This window comes from Tenacibaculum sp. M1.3A, assembly GCF_057732375.1.
The window spans coordinates 109,896-128,812 of sequence record NZ_JBYJEF010000007.1; the positions used below are offsets into that span (position 1 = coordinate 109,896).

Annotated in this window: 17 protein-coding genes; 10 read left to right on the plus strand and 7 right to left on the minus strand. The window is 30.5% G+C overall.

What is annotated here, in order from left to right:
* The first annotated feature begins 15 nt into the window (after positions 1 to 15).
* The 4 genes from AC28QF_RS11340 to ribB all read left to right on the plus strand — a co-directional run bounded on the left by AC28QF_RS11340 (position 16) and on the right by ribB (position 5,813).
* The gene (locus AC28QF_RS11340) at positions 16 to 2,436 is read left to right on the plus strand and encodes a DNA translocase FtsK (protein WP_488201932.1); all 2,421 of its coding nucleotides are present in this window, start codon (positions 16 to 18) and stop codon (positions 2,434 to 2,436) included.
* Positions 2,437 to 2,476: 40 nt separating this feature from the next.
* A complete protein-coding gene (lolA1, locus tag AC28QF_RS11345; protein ID WP_488201931.1) occupies positions 2,477 to 3,130 on the plus strand; it encodes an outer membrane lipoprotein periplasmic chaperone LolA1 in 654 nt (217 codons plus the stop codon).
* Positions 3,131 to 3,220: 90 nt separating this feature from the next.
* Positions 3,221 to 4,693, plus strand: coding sequence for an LptF/LptG family permease (locus tag AC28QF_RS11350; RefSeq protein ID WP_488201930.1), 1,473 nt, complete (start codon positions 3,221 to 3,223; stop codon positions 4,691 to 4,693).
* Positions 4,671 to 5,813, plus strand: a complete 1,143-nt coding sequence (ribB, locus tag AC28QF_RS11355) for a 3,4-dihydroxy-2-butanone-4-phosphate synthase (RefSeq protein WP_488201929.1) — start codon at positions 4,671 to 4,673, stop codon at positions 5,811 to 5,813. Before AC28QF_RS11350 ends, ribB begins: the two co-directional genes overlap by 23 nt.
* Before the next feature lie 68 nt (positions 5,814 to 5,881).
* Here ribB and AC28QF_RS11360 read toward each other — a convergent pair whose 3' ends face one another.
* From AC28QF_RS11360 to AC28QF_RS11375, 4 genes are all read right to left on the minus strand, one after another.
* A complete protein-coding gene (locus AC28QF_RS11360; RefSeq protein WP_488201928.1) occupies positions 5,882 to 6,823 on the minus strand; it encodes an NAD(P)H-dependent flavin oxidoreductase in 942 nt (313 codons plus the stop codon).
* A 4-nt stretch (positions 6,824 to 6,827) separates the two neighbouring features.
* The gene (locus AC28QF_RS11365) at positions 6,828 to 7,619 is read right to left on the minus strand and encodes a toxin-antitoxin system YwqK family antitoxin (RefSeq protein ID WP_488201927.1); all 792 of its coding nucleotides are present in this window, start codon (positions 7,617 to 7,619) and stop codon (positions 6,828 to 6,830) included.
* A 12-nt stretch (positions 7,620 to 7,631) separates the two neighbouring features.
* Positions 7,632 to 8,819 (minus strand): tRNA 2-thiouridine(34) synthase MnmA, encoded by a 1,188-nt coding sequence (gene mnmA / locus AC28QF_RS11370; RefSeq protein WP_488201926.1) that lies wholly within the window; start codon positions 8,817 to 8,819, stop codon positions 7,632 to 7,634.
* Between the two features lie 90 nt (positions 8,820 to 8,909).
* Positions 8,910 to 9,608, minus strand: a complete 699-nt coding sequence (locus AC28QF_RS11375) for a toxin-antitoxin system YwqK family antitoxin (protein ID WP_488201925.1) — start codon at positions 9,606 to 9,608, stop codon at positions 8,910 to 8,912.
* A gap of 62 nt (positions 9,609 to 9,670) precedes the next feature.
* Here AC28QF_RS11375 and AC28QF_RS11380 point away from each other — a divergent pair, with 62 nt between their 5' ends.
* Positions 9,671 to 10,246, plus strand: a complete 576-nt coding sequence (locus tag AC28QF_RS11380; RefSeq protein ID WP_488201924.1) for an adenylosuccinate lyase — start codon at positions 9,671 to 9,673, stop codon at positions 10,244 to 10,246.
* 2 nt (positions 10,247 to 10,248) lie between these two features.
* Entirely contained in the window at positions 10,249 to 11,322 is a 1,074-nt protein-coding gene (locus AC28QF_RS11385; protein WP_488201923.1) for a serine hydrolase domain-containing protein, read from the plus strand.
* A gap of 4 nt (positions 11,323 to 11,326) precedes the next feature.
* On the opposite strand, the gene AC28QF_RS11390 is transcribed toward AC28QF_RS11385, so the two are convergent.
* Both AC28QF_RS11390 and AC28QF_RS11395 read right to left on the minus strand, forming a co-directional pair.
* Positions 11,327 to 12,154, minus strand: a complete 828-nt coding sequence (locus AC28QF_RS11390; protein ID WP_488202026.1) for a sterol desaturase family protein — start codon at positions 12,152 to 12,154, stop codon at positions 11,327 to 11,329.
* 34 nt (positions 12,155 to 12,188) lie between these two features.
* On the minus strand, positions 12,189 to 12,716 hold the full coding sequence (locus AC28QF_RS11395) for a YkgJ family cysteine cluster protein (protein WP_488201922.1): 528 nt from the start codon (positions 12,714 to 12,716) through the stop codon (positions 12,189 to 12,191).
* 179 nt (positions 12,717 to 12,895) lie between these two features.
* Between AC28QF_RS11395 and argS the strand changes: the two genes are divergently transcribed.
* The 4 genes from argS (at position 12,896) to AC28QF_RS11415 (ending at position 17,256) form a co-directional block, all read left to right on the plus strand.
* The gene (gene argS / locus AC28QF_RS11400) at positions 12,896 to 14,680 is read left to right on the plus strand and encodes an arginine--tRNA ligase (protein ID WP_488201921.1); all 1,785 of its coding nucleotides are present in this window, start codon (positions 12,896 to 12,898) and stop codon (positions 14,678 to 14,680) included.
* A gap of 12 nt (positions 14,681 to 14,692) precedes the next feature.
* Positions 14,693 to 15,313, plus strand: a complete 621-nt coding sequence (locus AC28QF_RS11405) for a hypothetical protein (protein WP_488201920.1) — start codon at positions 14,693 to 14,695, stop codon at positions 15,311 to 15,313.
* 32 nt (positions 15,314 to 15,345) lie between these two features.
* On the plus strand, positions 15,346 to 16,734 hold the full coding sequence (lpdA, locus tag AC28QF_RS11410) for a dihydrolipoyl dehydrogenase (protein WP_488201919.1): 1,389 nt from the start codon (positions 15,346 to 15,348) through the stop codon (positions 16,732 to 16,734).
* 69 nt (positions 16,735 to 16,803) lie between these two features.
* The gene (locus AC28QF_RS11415; protein ID WP_488201918.1) at positions 16,804 to 17,256 is read left to right on the plus strand and encodes a hypothetical protein; all 453 of its coding nucleotides are present in this window, start codon (positions 16,804 to 16,806) and stop codon (positions 17,254 to 17,256) included.
* A 57-nt stretch (positions 17,257 to 17,313) separates the two neighbouring features.
* Here the strand turns inward: AC28QF_RS11415 and AC28QF_RS11420 are convergent, their stop codons facing one another.
* Positions 17,314 to 18,816 carry a hypothetical protein gene (locus tag AC28QF_RS11420; RefSeq protein WP_488201917.1) on the minus strand — a complete coding sequence of 501 codons (1,503 nt, stop codon included), beginning with the start codon at positions 18,814 to 18,816 and terminating at the stop codon, positions 17,314 to 17,316.
* Between the last annotated feature and the right edge of the window lie 101 nt (positions 18,817 to 18,917).

Here is an 18,917-nt window from a genome sequence, read left to right on the forward strand (position 1 = left end):
TTCTAACACAAATACATGGCAAAAAAAAAGACAACCACTCTAAAGAAACAACCTAACGATAGTTCTTTTAAAAAGATTTCTTCTTTTCTTTCGAATAAGCATAATCAGACTATTTTAGGCGCCTTTTTAGTGCTTTTTTCAATATTTTTAACTGTTGCTTTTATCTCTTTTTTCTTCTCATGGCAAGAAGATCAAAGTGCTTTATCGCAGTTCTCTAACAAAGCTATTCCTACTAAAAACCTATTAGGTAAAATCGGTGCCAAATTAAGTAATTTCTTTATTTACAAAGGTTTTGGCTTAGGTGCTTTTATTATACCTGTTACGCTATTTTTAACGGGAGCTAGGATTTTACTGCAAACCAATTTAAAAAGAATCGTAATTTCATGGAATTGGGGTTTATTAATAATGCTTTGGTTATCTATTTCATTAGGATTTGTAGAAAAAAAGAACGCACTTTTGTCTGGTGTCATTGGCTTTGAGTTAAATGAATATTTACAAACATTTTTAGGTAAAACAGGATTAAGTATTTTACTGTTTTTCTTTTTGATTGCTTATTTAATTATTCGTTTTAGCATTACTCCTGAAAAAATTAATGAGAAAGTAAAAGCTGCTAAAGAAAAGAAAATAATAGACACTGTAATCGTTAATGAAGATATAGTTGAAGAAACTATTAAAGAAAAGGATACAGAACCAAAATCTGGATTTGAATTATCTGTAGAAAACTTGCAGCCTACCATTTCCAAACATTCTGAAGTTAAAACTGCTACAGAACCAAAAGAGGAAGAAATTACTTTAAATGTAGCTTTAAAAAGTGAACCTTCATTAACAGTATCCGAAGAAACAAAAAAAGAAATTGAAATTGCTATTGAACAAAATTCTGAGGAAAAAAGTGTTGCTGAAAACTTATCAGATAAATTAGTTAAAGATTTTGGTGAATTTGATCCTACCTTAGATTTAGGTAATTTTAAATTCCCAACCTTTAATTTATTAAAAGAATATAACGAAACTATTTCTATAGATCCGGAAGAACTTGAGGCAAACAAAAACCGAATTGTAGAAACACTTAAGAACTATAAAATTGGTATTGCTCAAATTAAAGCAACTGTAGGGCCAACGATTACATTATATGAAATTGTTCCTGAAGCCGGTATTCGTATCTCGAAAATAAAGAATTTAGAAGATGATATTGCCTTATCTCTTTCTGCCTTAGGTATTCGTATCATCGCTCCTATTCCTGGTAAAGGAACTATTGGTATTGAGGTTCCCAATAAAAAATCCACGATTGTTTCTATGCATTCTGTTATTGCATCAAAGAAATTTCAAGAATCTCAAATGGAGCTTCCTATTGCTTTGGGTAAAACAATTTCTAATGAAACCTTTGTTGTCGATTTAGCAAAAATGCCACACTTGTTAATGGCAGGTGCAACAGGTCAAGGAAAGTCAGTTGGTTTAAATGCTGTTTTAACTTCTTTATTATACAAAAAACACCCTGCAGAAGTTAAGTTTGTTTTGGTAGATCCGAAGAAAGTAGAATTGACATTGTTTAATAAAATTGAACGCCATTATTTGGCAAAATTACCAGATAGTGAAGATGCAATTATTACAGATACAGCCAAAGTTGTAAACACACTAAATTCTTTATGTATTGAGATGGACAACCGTTACGACTTACTTAAAAACGCAATGGTTCGTAATATTAAAGAATACAATACGAAGTTTAAAGCGCGTAAATTAAATCCGAATGACGGGCATCAGTTTTTACCATATATAGTTTTAGTAATTGATGAATTTGCTGATTTAATTATGACAGCCGGTAAGGAAGTAGAAACACCAATTGCTCGTTTGGCGCAATTAGCACGTGCTATCGGAATTCATTTAATTGTGGCTACACAAAGACCTTCTGTAAACGTTATTACAGGTATTATCAAAGCAAACTTCCCTGCAAGAATAGCGTTTAGAGTAACCTCTAAAATAGATTCTAGAACAATTTTAGATGCTGGTGGAGCAGATCAATTAATTGGCCGTGGAGATTTATTATATACCGCAGGAAATGACTTAAACAGAATTCAGTGTGCTTTTGTAGATACGCCTGAAGTTGAAAAAATAACAGATTTTATTGGTTCTCAACGCGCATATCCAGATGCTTACTTATTACCAGAATATGTAGGTGAAGAAGGTGGCACAAATGTTGATATAGACATTGAAGACAGAGATAAATTGTTTAAAAGTGCTGCTGAAGTTATTGTTACAGCACAACAAGGTTCGGCATCTTTATTGCAACGTAAATTAAAACTAGGTTACAATAGAGCTGGTAGAATAATAGATCAACTAGAAGCTGCTGGTATTGTGGGGCCTTTTGAAGGAAGTAAAGCTAGGCAAGTTCTAGTTCCTGATTTTGTTGCTTTAGAACAATTATTAGAAAACGAAAAAAATTAATAGTTATAAAAATATTCCCGTAACGGAAAAAAGGTATAAAATGAGAAAACTAGCATTATTATTTATTGGATTATTTATTAGTGTAACCACCATCGGTCAAAACACTTCTACGAAAGCTAAACAGTTATTAGATGAAGTTTCTAGTAAAATGGGCGCTTACAATAACATGCTTATTGGCTTTAACTCTTCTTTAATTAATAGAGAAGCTGGTATAACGAACGATCCTCCTATACGCGGAGAAATTACACTTTCTGGTGAAAAATACAACTTAGATTATTTAGGAAATAATTTTGTTTTTGACGGAAAAAAATTAGTTGTAATTAATAAAGAAGAAAAAGAAGTAAATATCTCTAATGGAGATTTAGAGGAAGAAGACGGATTTATTTATCCATCTAAACTATTAACTTTTTACAAAGAAGGTTATAATTTTTCTATGGGAAAACTAGAAAACAACAACGGTCGTAAAGTTCAGTTTGTAAACTTAACGCCTATCGATAGTAATTCTGACATTGTTAAGGTTCTATTAGGTATAGATGCGAAAACAAAGCATATTTATAAATTAGTTCAAATAGGATCTAACGGAGCAGAAACAACTTTTACAATAACTAAATTTAAAAGTAACCAACCTATTTCTAAAAATCTATTTTCTTTTGATAAAGAAAAATTCCTAAAACAAGGATACTTTATCGATTAAATTTTTAAAATACAAGTTTTGTTAATAAGACTAAAAATCATTAACAAAACTTTTATTCTTTTATTCATCTAACCCACTACCTTTGCTACTGTGAAAACATTAGACAAATATATTTTAAAAAGCTTCTTACAGCCTTTTTTCGCTACATTTTTAATCATACTATTCGTTTTAGTAATGCAAGCACTTTGGCTTGCTTTTGATAATTTCGCAGGTAAAGGAATTAGCCTTGTTATTATCTTAAAATTCCTTTGGTATACGATGTTACTTATGGCACCGCAAGCCTTACCAATTGGAGTTTTACTTTCTTCTATCATGACTTTAGGTGGCTTATCTGAAAATTACGAATTTGCAGCTGCAAAATCTGCTGGTATTTCGTTACCAAGAATGGTGAGGCCTTTAATATTTTTAACTATTTTTTTAAGTGCTGTAAACTTTGTGTTTTTAAACAATGTATATCCGTATGCAATGTTAAAACAACTAAACATGAAGGTAAATATTAAAAAGAAACAACCTGCAATTGCATTAGTTGCTGGAAGTTTTAATACCGAATTACCAAACTTTCAGATTAAATTTGAAGAAAAATATGGTGAAGAGAATAATCTTTTAAAGCAAGTAATGATTTATGATTTATCTGCTAAAAAAGGAAACAATAAAATTATAACAGCGAAAAAAGGGAAAATAATATCTGAAGAAGGTAGCAGATATATGACCCTAATTTTAGAGGATGGTTATTATTTTGAACATCATATTAGTAACGGTATGACATTTAAGGAGAAGCAAAAAATGCCAGCTTCTCATGCTTATTTTGATGAATACACTATTAATATAGATATCTCTTCTTTTAACGAAGATGATATTGGTGAAGAAAAATACACAAGGCAATACAACATGTTAAGTTTAGCACAGCTTAAAGACACGTTACCTACCTTGAAAAAAAACTACGATGCTTTTATTACTAGCCGATCTAAAAACTTATTCTTAAGTATTGATATAGAAGATTTACATTCATATCCAGACTCTTTAATTAATAAAGAACTTTCATCAGAAGTACTTGAAAATTTTGAACTTAGAGAAAAACAAAACATATTAAATACTGCTAGTTCAAAAATTGAACGTAGCTTAAATAATTATAAATCAAATAAAGAACCGTTAAAAAGAAAGAGAAAGTATCTTAACTTATATGATATTGAGTTTTATAACAGAGTCGCTTTTTCACTCTCTTGCCTATTACTATTCTTTATAGGTGCACCATTAGGATCTATCATACGAAAAGGAGGAATGGGCTTACCTATGGTTTTAGCAATAGGTATATATGTTCTTTACTTTTTTACAAATACATTTGGTAGAAATTTGGCAGAAGAAAGCTCTATAACTGCTATAACAGGTTCTTGGCTAAGTGTATTTTTAATGCTACCTTTGGCTATAACATTAACTATTAGAGCAAGTAAAGACAAGGGGTTATTCGATTTTAAAACCTTTATTAGTCCAATTGTCAATTTATTTAAAAACCTATTCTCTAAAGCGAGTAAACAACATAACAATGACAACACAAACAGCAACTAGAATTCAATTAAATACAATTGAAGAGGCTATACAAGATATTAGAGACGGAAAAGTTATAATTGTTGTAGATGATGAAGATCGCGAAAATGAAGGTGATTTTCTAGCTGCGGCCGAAAAAATTACTCCAGAGATGGTTAACTTCATGGCAACACACGGTAGAGGTTTAATTTGCACCCCACTTACCGAAGATCGTTGTAAAGAACTGGAGTTAAACATGATGGTTAACAACAATACAGATCCTTTAGAAACTGCTTTCACCGTTTCTGTAGATTTAAGAGGAAAAGGCGTTACCACTGGTATTTCTGCTGCCGATAGATCTAAAACAATTAAGGCTCTAGTTGATGCTGACACGAAACCATTTGATCTTGCTCGTCCAGGACATATTTTTCCTTTAAAAGCAAAAAACGGAGGTGTTTTAAGAAGAACTGGTCATACCGAAGCTGCAATTGATTTTGCACGTTTAGCTGGTTTAAAACCAGCAGGTGTTATTGTAGAAATCATGAACGAAGATGGTACGATGGCTCGTTTACCACAGCTATTAAAAGTAGCCAAAAAATTCGATCTTAAAATTGTTTCTATTGAAGATTTAGTTGCCTATAGAATGGAACATGATTCTTTAATTGAAAAGAAAGAAGATTTTAATATACAAACTCGTTTTGGTGATTTTCGTTTAAGAGCTTATCAACAAACTACCAATAAACAAATCCATATCGCTTTAACGAAAGGTAATTGGACAAAGGATGATGCTGTTTTAACTCGAATTAATTCAACTTTAATTAACAATGATATTCTTGGTACTTTAACTAACAACGCTGACAAAAAACTAGATCAAATGTTTAATGTCATTAATGAAGAAGGTAAAGGTGCTATTGTTTTTATCAATCAAGAAAATCAAGCTTTAAACTTATTAAACCGTTTAAGAGGTTTAAAAGACAACCAAGCAAACGGAGAGATGAAGGCTCCCAATGTGGTGATGGATAACAAAGATTTTGGTATTGGAGCACAAATATTACATGATTTACACTTACATAAATTGCGTTTAGTTTCTAACACAAAACAAACCAAACGTGTTGGTATGATTGGTTACGGATTAGAAATTGTAGACTACGTAAATTATTAAAACATACATTTTACAAAACAAAAAAGGAAGCGATATCGCTTCCTTTTTTGTTTTATGAATCTTACTAATTATAAATTAGCTACCGCTAATTTAACTTCTTCATATTCTTTTATAATATCTTCAAAAACCTCTTTAGCTGATTTTATTTCATTGATGATTCCTGCTATTTGTCCAATTTCAAGCTCACCATCCTCTAAATCGCCTTCAAACATTCCTTTTTTAGCTCTTGCACGACCTAACAGTTCCTTAATTTGTTCTATTGATGGATGCTTTTGATATAACTCTTGTACTTCGTTATAAAATTTATTTTTCACCAGGCGAACTGGCGCTAATTCTTTTAATGTTAATTGTGTTCCACCATCTTTAACAGCTACAATTGTTTTCTTAAAGTTATCGTGTGCAGAAGACTCTATAGTTGCCGCAAAACGACTACCAATTTGTACGCCGTCTGCTCCTAAAACCATCGCTGCTAACATTCCTCTACCCGATCCTATTCCTCCTGCAGAAATCACAGGTATTTTAACCTCTTGCTTTACCATTGGTATTAAAGTAAGCGTAGTGGTTTCTTCGCGTCCATTATGCCCACCAGCTTCAAATCCTTCACAAACTACAGCGTCTACTCCTGCTGCTTCGGCTTTTAAAGCAAACTTTACAGAACTTACAACATGTACAACTGTAATTCCTTTTTCTTTTAAATAAGAAGTCCACGTTTTAGGGTTTCCTGCGGATGTAAAAACTATTTCAATCCCTTCTTCTATAATAATATCCATGATTTTTTCAATATCAGGATATAACATTGGTACATTTACTCCAAAAGGCTTATCAGTTGCTTTTTTACATTTTTGTATATGCTCACGTAAAACATCAGGGTACATAGATCCTGCACCGATTAAACCTAATCCGCCTGCATTAGAAACAGCTGATGCTAGTTTCCATCCAGAAACCCAAATCATTCCTCCCTGAATAATTGGATATTTAATATTAAAAAGTTGTGTGATTTTGTTTTGCATAAATTTAATTTATGATTATTGGTAAACTTAAATTAGATGAAATTTTTCTGTTTACTAAAATAGCTGGTTCAACATCTTTTAAACTATAAAAAAAGTCTTGAATTTTTTTCTCGTATTGCTCTTTTAACTTTGGAACTATATTAACTTTATTAATTCTTCCACTATCAGTAATCTGAATTTTTACTAGAAAATTAGTTTTTAAGCCTTCTTCCTCTAATCCTTTTACTAACTCTTTTTTCAGTTTAAGCTTAAATGATTTAAGTCCTTTTTTAAATTCTGGTTTTCTTGATACTATTAATTCTTCTTTTAGAGCTTCTCCATCTTCATCCCATAATTTATAATTTAAGACTTTACCTTTCTTAAATAAAACTCTAGCTCTTATATTCTTTGCATCATCAAAATACTTCCAAACACTTTCTCTCTTGCTGTTTTGAAAAAAACCACTTATTATTTGTTCGCCTTCATCATTAAAATAAAAGTAACTCCCTTGCTTTCTTCCTTTTAAGTTATATTTTTGAATTGATTTTAATTTACCTTCCTCATTATATACTTTAAAAACTCCTACTCTAGTTTTTAATTTACGTTCCTTAAAGGTTCCATCTAATTTTGGTTTCCCATTTGAAAAATAAACTGTTGCTCTCCATAAATCTTTATTCTTTACAATAGTTTGAACATACCAAGCTTTGTCTTTTGATACTTTTTCATACTTTCTTCCTAAATAATTAACAATAGAATCTTTTTGTGAGTACCCTTGAAAACTAAAAAACAAGATAAATAATAGTAATATTTTTTTCATATATTTTATAAATTACGAAATAACTCCCGAACCTAAAAGCTCTTCGTTTATATACCAGGCTACAAATTGCCCTTCTTGAATAGCAGATTGCTTATTTTTAAACTCAACATACAATCCATTTTCGACTTTATGAAGCGTCGCTTTTTCTAATTTCTGACGGTAACGAATTCTAGCTTCAACTTCCATTATTTCGCCAGATTTTAAAGCTAAATCTTTACGAACCCAATGCAATTCTTCGTTTGACACAAATAATACGTTACGATATAAACCTTGGTGATTTTTACCTTCACCAGTATAAATTACATTTTCCTTTACATCCGTTTCAATAACATACAAAGCTTCTTTAGTCCCTCCTACATTTAAACCTTTACGTTGTCCTTTTGTAAAATAATGAGCTCCTTGATGTTTACCAACTATTTTTCCGTCCTCTTTTTTATATGAGAATTTTGTTGAAAAATAACTTAATTCTGCTTCTTTATTTTCAAACTTCAGGGTTGGACGCGTATATTGTTCAAAATCTGAAGGAATTTGCACAATTACACCTTCTTTGGTTTGTAATTTTTGCTGTAAAAAATCTGGTAAACGAACTTTACCTATAAAACATAATCCCTGAGAATCTTTTTTATCCGCAGTAATTAAATCTGCTTTTTTTGCAATTTCTCTAACCTCTGGCTTCGTTAATTCACCAATAGGGAACATTGCTTTAGATAATTGTTCTTGTGATAATTGGCATAAAAAATATGATTGATCTTTATTATTATCTTTTCCTGCTAATAACTTATAAACAGCATTTCCATCAATAACTTCTTCATCTTTTCTACAATAATGACCCGTTGCTACATAATCGGCACCAAGATTTAAAGCAATGTCCATAAAAACATCAAATTTAATTTCTCGGTTACATAAAACATCCGGATTTGGTGTGCGGCCTTTTTCGTATTCATTAAACATATAATCTACAATACGTTCTTTATATTGGTCGCTTAAATCTACTGTTTGAAAAGGAATTCCTAATTTATCCGCAACAATCATTGCATCATTACTATCTTCTAACCAAGGGCATTCATCAGATATGGTTACCGAATCGTCATGCCAATTTTTCATAAACAAACCGATTACTTCGTATCCTTGCTCTTTTAATAAATAAGCGGTTACACTACTATCTACACCCCCCGAAAGTCCTACTACTACTCTTTTCATTCTTTACTTTTGTGAGCTGCAAATTTACAAATAAGTTTCTGTTTTTATAATGGATAAAACTAATAGAATCATCAATTAAATTGATTGCTATTAATTACCATTTTTTAAATCAGATAGTTTTTCCTTTTTCCTTTTATCAACAATTTCACCATCCATATAAAACTCCCACTTCCCTATTCTTTTTCCGTTTTTGTAGATACCTTTTTCTTTTATACCACCTTTTAAATCGTAGTATTTACCTTCTCCCTCTAACTTTCCGTTTACGTAAAAAACCTCTTCAATTAAAATTGCAGAATCTGTGAATGTTTTAGAAACTCCATCCTTTTTACCTTTTTTATAAGATGTTTCTTGAGTTACATTTCCGTTCGGATAATAATTTTTAAGAGTCCCGTCTAATTTTCCATCTTTATATTCTTCTTCAGAAAAAATCTTGCCGTTAGAAAAATAATAAACCCATTTACCAATACGATTTTTACCAATCATTTTACCTTCGCTTTTAAGCTTACCCAATTCATTGTAAAACTTAACGTCTGCTGTATTATCAACAAACGTTTTTACTATTGTTGGTATAGTAGACGATGTAATATTGTAAAATTTAAAAACCCCAATTTCTTTTCCGTTTTTAAACGTTCCTGAATAACGAATTTTTCCATTATCATAATTCTTTTTCCAAACTCCAGTTCTTTTTCCGTTGGCATCTAATTTATTTAATTTCTGAGCTTTTACAGAAACCATAAAAAAAACTGATAATAAAAGTACTATTGAAAATATCCTCTTTATATTTAGCATTGATAATTTTTTTATTTAGTTTGATAACTTACTAAAATCAAAAATACACAAACCGTACCAATATGAGTATCGATTTTTTAATTTCTGTTTTAAATGACATGAAAAATCCTGCTAGGGTAAACAGAAATAAGGCTGCAAATATTGTATTAACGCAACCAAACTTAATAAAACACTTAGTTTATTTAACTTTTGATGTAAATAATAAATTATCAATTAAGGCTGCTTGGGTATTAGAATGGATTTGTACGCATCACGGAATTGAACATATACATCCTTACATTACTACTTTTGTTGATAATATATCAAGAGTTCATTTTGATAGCGCCACAAGACCTTGCGCTAAAATTTGCGAACATTTAGCCAATGCATTTACCTCTAAAAAAAAAAACGAAACACAAACTATAATAACACAAAATCATATAGATACAATTATTGAAGTCGGCTTTGATTGGTTAATTACCGATCAAAAAATAGCGGTACGTGCTTATACTATGAATTTTTTATACTTATTCGGATTACAAAAAGATTGGGTTCACACGGAGTTACAACATTTAATTAGCACTAAAATCATTCATGAAAGCAAAGGTTGTAAAGCTCGCGGAAAATATATTTTAGAAATGATACAAAAAACTAAATAACAATGAAATTACCTATTAAATTACTGCTACTGACAACCTTATTTTCTATTGTTGGATTAAATGCTCAACTCGAGAATAAAATAACTAAAGCAACAAGTATTACCAATGCACTTTTACTAGAACAAAATGTACCAGGGCTTAGTATAACAATTGCTAAAAAAGGAGTAAATATATGGTCTGAAGGCTTTGGATATTCTAATTTAGAAAGTAAAAAGAAAGTGTCTTCAAGTTCTACATTATTTAGAATTGCTAGTGTGTCTAAAACAATAACATCGCTAGCTGTAGCCAAACTTATTGATGAAAAAAAAATAAACCTTAACGAAAGTTTGTATAAATATGTACCTGATTTCCCTAAGAAAAAACACGATTTTACACTTAGACAAATCGGAGGACATACTGCCGGAATTAGACATTATAATGGAAATGAGTTTTTAATCAACAAAAAAATATCGATAACAAAAGGATTAGATGTTTTTAAAAACTCAGCTCTTTTATTTAAACCTGGCTCGAAGTTTAAATACAGTACTTATGGTTTTAATTTATTAAGCGTTGTTATACAAAATTCTTCAAATAAAGGTTTTTTTGAATTTATGGATAAAGAAATTTTTAATCCTTTAAAAATGTACAATACTTTTGTAGAATTCACTGATACTAAAAACAATAATATTACAAATTTCTACATAAGGCGAAATGGAAAAATTATTGTCGGACCAAAAGTAAACAACGAATATAAAGCCGCTGGAGGTGGTTTTTTATCAACATCAGAAGATTTAGTTTTACTGGGTTCTGAATTTATCAGTCCTAAAATAATAAGTCAAAAATCTTTATCAGAAATAACTACTTCTAACAAAACAAGTGACGGTAAAAAAACTAATTACGGAATTGGCATTAAAATTTCTAAAACAAAAAGCAATTCTTTAAAGCTAAGTCATTCTGGTGGCGGAATTGGCGCTTCTTCTTTATTATTAATTTATCCGAAAGAAGAAATAACAATCGCTATTCTTACCAATTTAACACGTGTAAAAATGAACGCTTATATAAAAAATTTAGAAACTATTTTTATAGACAGTAATTAACTTCTTATAAATTAGTTGGTTTTCTGTAACCAGCAAAAGGTTGTTTTAGTAATTCTTTTAAACTAGCATTCTTCTCTGCATCAGGAAATGTATCTACTCCGTACACAATTTTTTCTCTATCGAGCTCCATATATGTTCCGAATAAACGATCCCAAATAGAAAAAATATTTCCATAATTAGAATCGGTATAAGGCAACATATTATGATGGTGAACTTTATGCATGTCAGGTGAAACAATTATATAACTCAACACCTTATCAAGCTGTTTAGGTATCTTTATATTTGCATGTGTTAATTGTGTAAAAATTAACGACATCGATTGATATAACATTATAATTGCGATGGGAGTTCCTACCAAGAAAACACCTACTAGAGTAAAAGTAAAACGAATTACACTTTCTAAAGGATGGTGCCGATTTGCTGTAGTTGTATCTACCTCATGATCGGTATGATGTACCAAATGAACCATCCAAAGTTTTGGAATTTTATGTTCGGTAAAATGCGCTAAATAAGCTCCGAAGAAATCTAAAAAAAGTACGCCTAAAACTACATATAACCACAATGGCATTTCTGGTAACCAATTAATCAATCCGAAATTATTTACTTGCACCCAATCTGCTGTTTTTAGCAACAAAAAAGCAAGCATAAAATTAATTACAATGGTTGTTGCTGTAAAAAACAAATTAGGAAAAGCATGTTTCCATTTGCTGTATTTAAATCCAAATAAAGGAATCGCTCCCTCCAGTAGCCAGAAAAAAGTAATTCCGCCTACTAAAATTAAACTTCTATGACTAGACGGTATTGTCTCAAAATAATGAATAAGGGTTTCCAACATAAAATATTTTTCTAAAAATAAGAAAAAAATATTAACCTAATCTTTTTATTTTCTCGTTAGACCTAACAGGCAATCGCTTCTTAAGCTCCTCAACAATTCTATATGTAGCAGGGCAAATAGCTGTATTTGCTATTGTTAAATCTGCTATTTGAATAAATTTCTTACGATTTGTATGTGGGTATTCTGAACATGCTTTCGGGCGCACATCATAAATAAAGCAAGAATTATCTCTTTCATCTAAAAATGAACATGGCGCTGTTTTTAACACCATAAAATTATCTTGATCGCGTTCTAAATATTGTGCTTCAAAATCACGAACTTTCATTTTTAAATGCTTAGAAATACGCTCAGTATCTTTATCAGTAAAAATCGGGCTTGCAGTTTTACAACAATTACCACAATCTAAACAATCTGTTTTTGCAAATTCCTTCTCATGTAAATCGTGCACTACAACATCAAAATTTTTAGGTACTCGCTTTTTTATGGTAGCAAAGTATTTTTTATTTTGCTTTTCTACGTCTGCAGCTAACTTTTCTAAATTCTCTAAATCTTTATCCATATTTTTTTATTTTAAGAAGAAGCCCCAACATTGTTAATCAACACATCAATTCACTGAAAAAATATTCAGAAATATTAAAGACAAAACTTACTGCAAAACTAACCATATAAATTGTTAGAATCAGTTTAAATATCATCCAAATAAATTATGTAATTTTGCACTTCAATTTTCAACAACTAATGAGCATACAAACCCTAATAGAAACCAAAGTAAAAGAAGGATTTTTAGCCTTATACAATATTGAAATTCCTACTGTAGAATTTCAAGCAACTCGTAAAGATTTTGAAGGAGATATCACCGTAGTGGTTTTTCCTCTTTTAAGGTATAAAAAAGGAAACCCTGTTCAGATAGGTAACGATCTAGGCGCTTATTTAGTTGAAAACGTTACAGAAATCACCAATTTTAATGTGGTAAAAGGTTTCTTAAACTTAGTAATTGAAAATAGTTTTTATACTGATTTCTTTAATAAAATAGCTGCAGATACTAATTACGGATTTGTTTCGCCTTCGGCGGATGACTCTTCTCGTATGGTAGAATATTCATCGCCAAACACCAACAAACCTTTACACTTAGGGCATGTTCGTAATGTATTATTAGGCTATTCGGTGGCTGAAATTTTAAAAGCATCAGGTAAAAAAGTATACAAAACGCAAATTATAAACGATCGCGGAATTCATATCTGTAAATCGATGTTAGCTTGGGAAAAATTCGGAAACGGAGAAACTCCAGAATCAACAGGTTTAAAAGGTGATAAATTAGTTGGTAATTACTACGTAAAATTCGACCAAGAATATAAAAAAGAAATTGCAACTTTAATTGCTTCAGGTATTTCTGAAGATGATGCTAAAAAACAAGCACCTTTATTTATTGAAGCACAACAAATGTTACGTAAATGGGAAGCTGGTGACGAACAAGTTGTTACGCTTTGGAAAGAAATGAATTCTTGGGTTTATAAAGGTTTTGACGTTACTTATAAAAGTATTGGAGTAGATTTTGACAAGTTGTACTACGAAAGCAACACCTATTTATTAGGTAAAGATGTTATTGATGAAGGCTTAAAAAGTGGTGTTTTCTTAAAAAAAGAAGACGGTTCGGTTTGGTGTGATTTAACTGACGAAGGTTTAGACGAAAAATTAGTATTACGTTCTGATGGAACAGCAGTTTACATGACCCAAGATATTGGTACTGCAATTCAGCGTTCTAAAGACATGCCTGATGTTGGCGGAATGGTATATACAGTTGGTAACGAGCAAGATTATCACTTTAAAGTATTGTTTTTAATTTTAAAGAAATTAGGGTATTCTTGGGCAGAGCAATTACATCATTTAAGTTACGGAATGGTTGATTTACCTTCTGGAAAAATGAAATCTCGTGAAGGAACTGTAGTAGATGCTGATGATTTAATGGATGAAATGACTGGAACAGCAAGAACTATTTCGCAAGAATTAGGAAAGTTAGAAGGTTATTCTGATGAAGAAAAAGAAGAATTATATAGAGTTATCGGTTTAGGAGCTTTAAAATATTTCATTTTAAAAGTAGATCCTAAAAAGAGAATTTTATTCGACCCAAAAGCATCGGTAGATTTTCAAGGAAATACAGGACCTTTTATTCAATATACGTATGCTAGAATTCAATCTATTTTAAGAAAAACAGATTTCGACTACAATGTCATATCGAGCGCAGCCGAGATAGAATTACACCCTAAGGAAAAAGAATTAATAAAACAATTAGAATTATATCCTGAAGTAATTCAGCAAGCGGCTAAAAATTATTCGCCTGCCGTAATTGCAAATTACACGTATGAATTAGTAAAAGAATTCAATTCTTTTTACCAAAACGTACATATTTTAGGAGAAGAGAATCAAGATAAAAAAGTATTTAGAGTTCAGTTATCTAAAAAGGTAGCCGATACTATAAAATCAGCATTTAATTTATTAGGAATTGAAGTTCCTGAGAGAATGTAAATTAATCCAGACATGAAAAACAAAATTGCAATTATACTTATTTTTATATCTTTAAGTTTAAATTCTCAATCGTTATTTAAAAGTTATGAAAAAGGAACAATTACTTTTAGAAATGGGGAAGAAAAAACTGGTTTTATAAAAATCTCTATTAGTGATAAAATTAAATTTAAGAAAACAAAAAAAGACAAAAAAATAGTTTTAGGTCATAAAAAAGTAAAAAAAATTAAATTTTTATACGGTGATGAATATCTCTACAAAATTTCTGTAAAAAGCAGCAGGGTTTTATTAATTAAAAGGCAAATCATTGGTAAGTTAGAGTTGTATTCATACGAGAGAAGCAGCCCAGGTCTTATGACTCCTAATGGAATGATGATGGGAGGTAACACCTCTACAGCGTATTTAATAGGGAAAAGAGATTCAGATCTTATTGAACCTCTACCCATGAATCCAAAAAAAAATAAATTCAGAAAGATAATGATGAAATACGCATCTGATTGTCCTGAATTCCTTAAATTAATTAAGGATAAAAAAAGTGTTAAAGAAAATTTTGCAAAGGATTACAGTGGTTTTTTCCTAAACCAAGGAACAGCTGTAGAGGATATGATTAATTTTTACAATGAGAATTGTAACTAAACATTAAAACAAACAACAATAAAAACATACACATGAAATACGACGTATTAATAATCGGAAGTGGTCCTGGAGGATATGTAACTGCAATTAGAGCATCTCAATTAGGATTTAAAGTTGGAGTAATTGAAAAAGAAAACTTAGGTGGAATTTGCTTAAACTGGGGATGTATTCCTACAAAAGCATTGTTAAAATCTGCTCAAGTTTACGATTACTTAAAACATGTAGATCAATATGGTTTAAAGGCAGAAGCAATCGATAAAGATTTCGAAGCGGTTATTAAACGTAGTCGTGGTGTTGCTGAAGGAATGAGTAAAGGTGTTTCTTTTTTAATGAAGAAAAACAAAATTGATATTATTAACGGTTTTGGTAAAATTAAAACTGGTAAAAAAGTTGATGTTACTGCTGAAGATGGTACTGTAACTGAATATAGCGCTGATAATATTATTATCGCAACTGGTGCTCGCTCAAGAGTATTACCAAACTTACCTCAAGATGGTAAAAAAGTAATTGGATATCGTGAAGCAATGAGTTTACCAAGCCAACCAAAATCTATGATTGTTGTAGGTTCTGGTGCTATTGGTGTTGAGTTTGCACATTTTTACAACTCAATGGGAACTGATGTTACTGTGGTAGAGTTTATGCCAAACATTGTGCCTGTTGAAGATAAAGATGTTTCTAAGCAAATGGAACGTTCTTTCAAAAAAGCAGGAATTAAAGTAATGACAAGTTCTTCTGTAGAATCTGTTGATACTTCTGGTGACGGCGTAAAAGCAACCGTTAAAACTAAAAAAGGAGAAGAAATTTTAGAAGCTGATATTTTATTATCGGCAGTTGGAATTAAAACAAATATTGAAAACATCGGTTTAGAAGATGTTGGAATTATTACTGATAGAGATAAGATTTTAGTAAACGACTGGTATCAAACTAACATTCCTGGTTATTATGCTATTGGTGATGTTACTCCTGGACCTGCATTAGCACACGTTGCTTCTGCTGAAGGAATTACTTTGGTTGAAAAATTAGCTGGTGTGCATACTGAAGCGATCGATTATGGAAACATTCCTGGGTGTACATATGCTACTCCTGAAATTGCTTCTGTTGGTTTAACTGAAGAACAAGCAAAAGAAGCTGGTTACGAATTAAAAGTTGGTAAATTTCCTTTCTCTGCCTCTGGTAAAGCTACTGCAGCTGGAACGCCAGACGGATTTGTAAAAGTAATTTTTGATGCTAAATATGGTGAATGGTTAGGTTGCCATATGATTGGTGCGGGAGTTACCGATATGATTGCTGAAGCTGTTTTAGGTCGTAAGTTAGAAACTACAGGTCATGAAGTATTAAAAACTATCCACCCTCACCCAACAATGAGTGAAGCGGTTATGGAAGCTGTTGCAGATGCTTATGATGAAGTAATTCACTTATAAAACTCTTAAATTTTATATAATTGAAACCTCGCCTATTTATTGGGCGAGGTTTTTTTTATATCTTTGAGCATGAAAAAATTGATCCCTATATTCGTATTGTTAGTAGTATGTTTTTATTCTTGTAAAACGGAAGAAAAAAAAGCTGCAACACATCCTTTAAACGTTCCTTTTAACGAACGTCCAATTCCTATGCTTCCTAATATGAATAACGCCGCAACTAGTGTTGTAGGTGGTGCACATTATATATGTCCTAAAAAATGTAAGGGAGGAACTTCAAGCACCCAAGGTGCTTGCACAGTTTGTAATACAGCGCTTGCACATAACCAAGGTTTTCATAACACACCACAAACACCTACAACAACACCAATATCTACTCCTGTAGCACCACCTGCTGCCGGACCAAACGCTGCTGGCCAATACCACTACACTTGTGCTAATGGTTGTGCTGGAGGTGGAGATGCCGCTGGAAAATGTAATAGTTGTGCTGGAGATTTAGCACATAACGCTGCTTTTCATAGTTAGAAAGAAAAAATATAATTTTATACTATAAAAAAACCTCACCTATTTGGTGAGGTTTTTTTATAGTAAAATTTTCTTTAAAGACTCTTTAATATTCTCCCATAAAAAGCTCCAAAAAGAACGTGTTTTGTTTCGCTCAAGTTTTACAATCTTTACCTTTTCAATACCATCTTTAGAGGAATTTTTTATTATTAAACTAGCAAACCAAGACACTATTTTTTTTATCTGTCTATCTTTGTTTAATACTTTTACTTTAAGTCCTTTATACTGAATTGCAAAATCTCCATTAGACTCAGTATCATTTCCATAAAGATTAAAAAATAATTTTGAAATTTCCCCATCTAATTCTACATTTAAGTTTGGTTTTATAAACGAATTTATTTTATCTGAATGCACGACTCCTAACTTTCCTTTAATTTGAAAAGCATCGTTTAAACTGCCTACATTAAACCTCCAATCAATTTCTAAAGGGGATGTATTCATAAAAATACTATTGATTATTACTTTAGTTGTAGGAAAACTATCTTTTACTTTTACGTTTAATAAGTTACTTATAGTAGCATTTATTTTGTAAAAACTAATAAGCCCTGCTTTTCTTTCAACATCCGCTAACTCTTCATATACAATTTTACTATTACTTATTTTTACCGTGTCTAATTTAAGTTCAAAAGGTAACTCTCGTAAACTTTTACTATATAAGTCTTTTCGTTCATTTGCATCCTCTAAAACTGTTCCATTTAAGTAAACATTAAAATCACCTTCATCTATAAACAATTGTTTTGCTTCAAAAAATAATTTCTCTTTATTAATAACTTTTAATTCAGGTATGTTAATTTTTTTTATAAAAAGACTTAATAAGTCTGTTTCATAAGCAACATGATATATATAATTTTTTCTAGATTTTAACGGTACTATTTCTAGATTATCAATTGTAAGTTTTGAATTTTCAAAAGATAAATTAGCTATTTTAAAAGCTTGCGTTTCTGAAGTTTTTCTTTCAAAATTATTTACAGAAACAAACATTTCTTTATACAAAAAAGGAATAGCGTTTTTTAGAGACTTGTTATATTCAACTTCCGAAAATTTTAATACAACTTCCTCTACTTTAAGTAAATTATTCTTTAAATCAATAACATCTACTTTTAAACCATTTACTTCTACAGCACCTATTTTTATTTCTGGCGGATTCGTTTTAGTACTGTCTTTTGTTGATTTACCAACAATATCTTTTAATAGTTTTCCTTGAAGTTCTAATGTATTTAACTGTACTAAATCTGCCGATATTTTTTTATTTTTAAAATATGAGTAATATGAAAAACCTTTTAATAATACACTTTCTACTTCTACCTCTAAACTATCCTTTTTAATTACAATATTGTTTACTGATACATTACCAAACAATACATTTGTTGATACATTACCTGTAAATGTAATTTTATTTTCAATCGATTTTTTTAAAAGAAATTTTTCTACTTTAGTTGATATATAAAAATTTACTCCTATTAATAATAGTAATAAAACACTTATGATCTTTATACTATTTTGATACTTTTTCTTTATCATTTTTAATAAAACTATTTTAAAATATTAAATAGAGCACTACACTCTTTCTTTAAAACCTTCAGTAACAATACAAAATACGTTTTTTAAATGTTAAAAATAAA

Excerpts from the sequence above, each read along its gene's own strand:
- lpdA (WP_488201919.1), top strand. The coding sequence starts at position 15,346 with ATGAAATACGACGTATTAATAATCGGAAGTGGTCCTGGAGGATATGTA.
- lolA1 (WP_488201931.1), top strand. The coding sequence starts at position 2,477 with ATGAGAAAACTAGCATTATTATTTATTGGATTATTTATTAGTGTAACC.
- AC28QF_RS11360 (WP_488201928.1), bottom strand. The coding sequence starts at position 6,823 with ATGCAAAACAAAATCACACAACTTTTTAATATTAAATATCCAATTATT.
- mnmA (WP_488201926.1), bottom strand. The coding sequence starts at position 8,819 with ATGAAAAGAGTAGTAGTAGGACTTTCGGGGGGTGTAGATAGTAGTGTA.
- AC28QF_RS11405 (WP_488201920.1), top strand. The coding sequence starts at position 14,693 with ATGAAAAACAAAATTGCAATTATACTTATTTTTATATCTTTAAGTTTA.
- AC28QF_RS11380 (WP_488201924.1), top strand. The coding sequence starts at position 9,671 with ATGAGTATCGATTTTTTAATTTCTGTTTTAAATGACATGAAAAATCCT.
- AC28QF_RS11340 (WP_488201932.1), top strand. The coding sequence starts at position 16 with ATGGCAAAAAAAAAGACAACCACTCTAAAGAAACAACCTAACGATAGT.
- AC28QF_RS11375 (WP_488201925.1), bottom strand. The coding sequence starts at position 9,608 with ATGCTAAATATAAAGAGGATATTTTCAATAGTACTTTTATTATCAGTT.
- argS (WP_488201921.1), top strand. The coding sequence starts at position 12,896 with ATGAGCATACAAACCCTAATAGAAACCAAAGTAAAAGAAGGATTTTTA.
- AC28QF_RS11395 (WP_488201922.1), bottom strand. The coding sequence starts at position 12,716 with ATGGATAAAGATTTAGAGAATTTAGAAAAGTTAGCTGCAGACGTAGAA.
- AC28QF_RS11365 (WP_488201927.1), bottom strand. The coding sequence starts at position 7,619 with ATGAAAAAAATATTACTATTATTTATCTTGTTTTTTAGTTTTCAAGGG.
- ribB (WP_488201929.1), top strand. The coding sequence starts at position 4,671 with ATGACAACACAAACAGCAACTAGAATTCAATTAAATACAATTGAAGAG.
- AC28QF_RS11385 (WP_488201923.1), top strand. The coding sequence starts at position 10,249 with ATGAAATTACCTATTAAATTACTGCTACTGACAACCTTATTTTCTATT.
- AC28QF_RS11420 (WP_488201917.1), bottom strand. The coding sequence starts at position 18,816 with ATGATAAAGAAAAAGTATCAAAATAGTATAAAGATCATAAGTGTTTTA.
- AC28QF_RS11415 (WP_488201918.1), top strand. The coding sequence starts at position 16,804 with ATGAAAAAATTGATCCCTATATTCGTATTGTTAGTAGTATGTTTTTAT.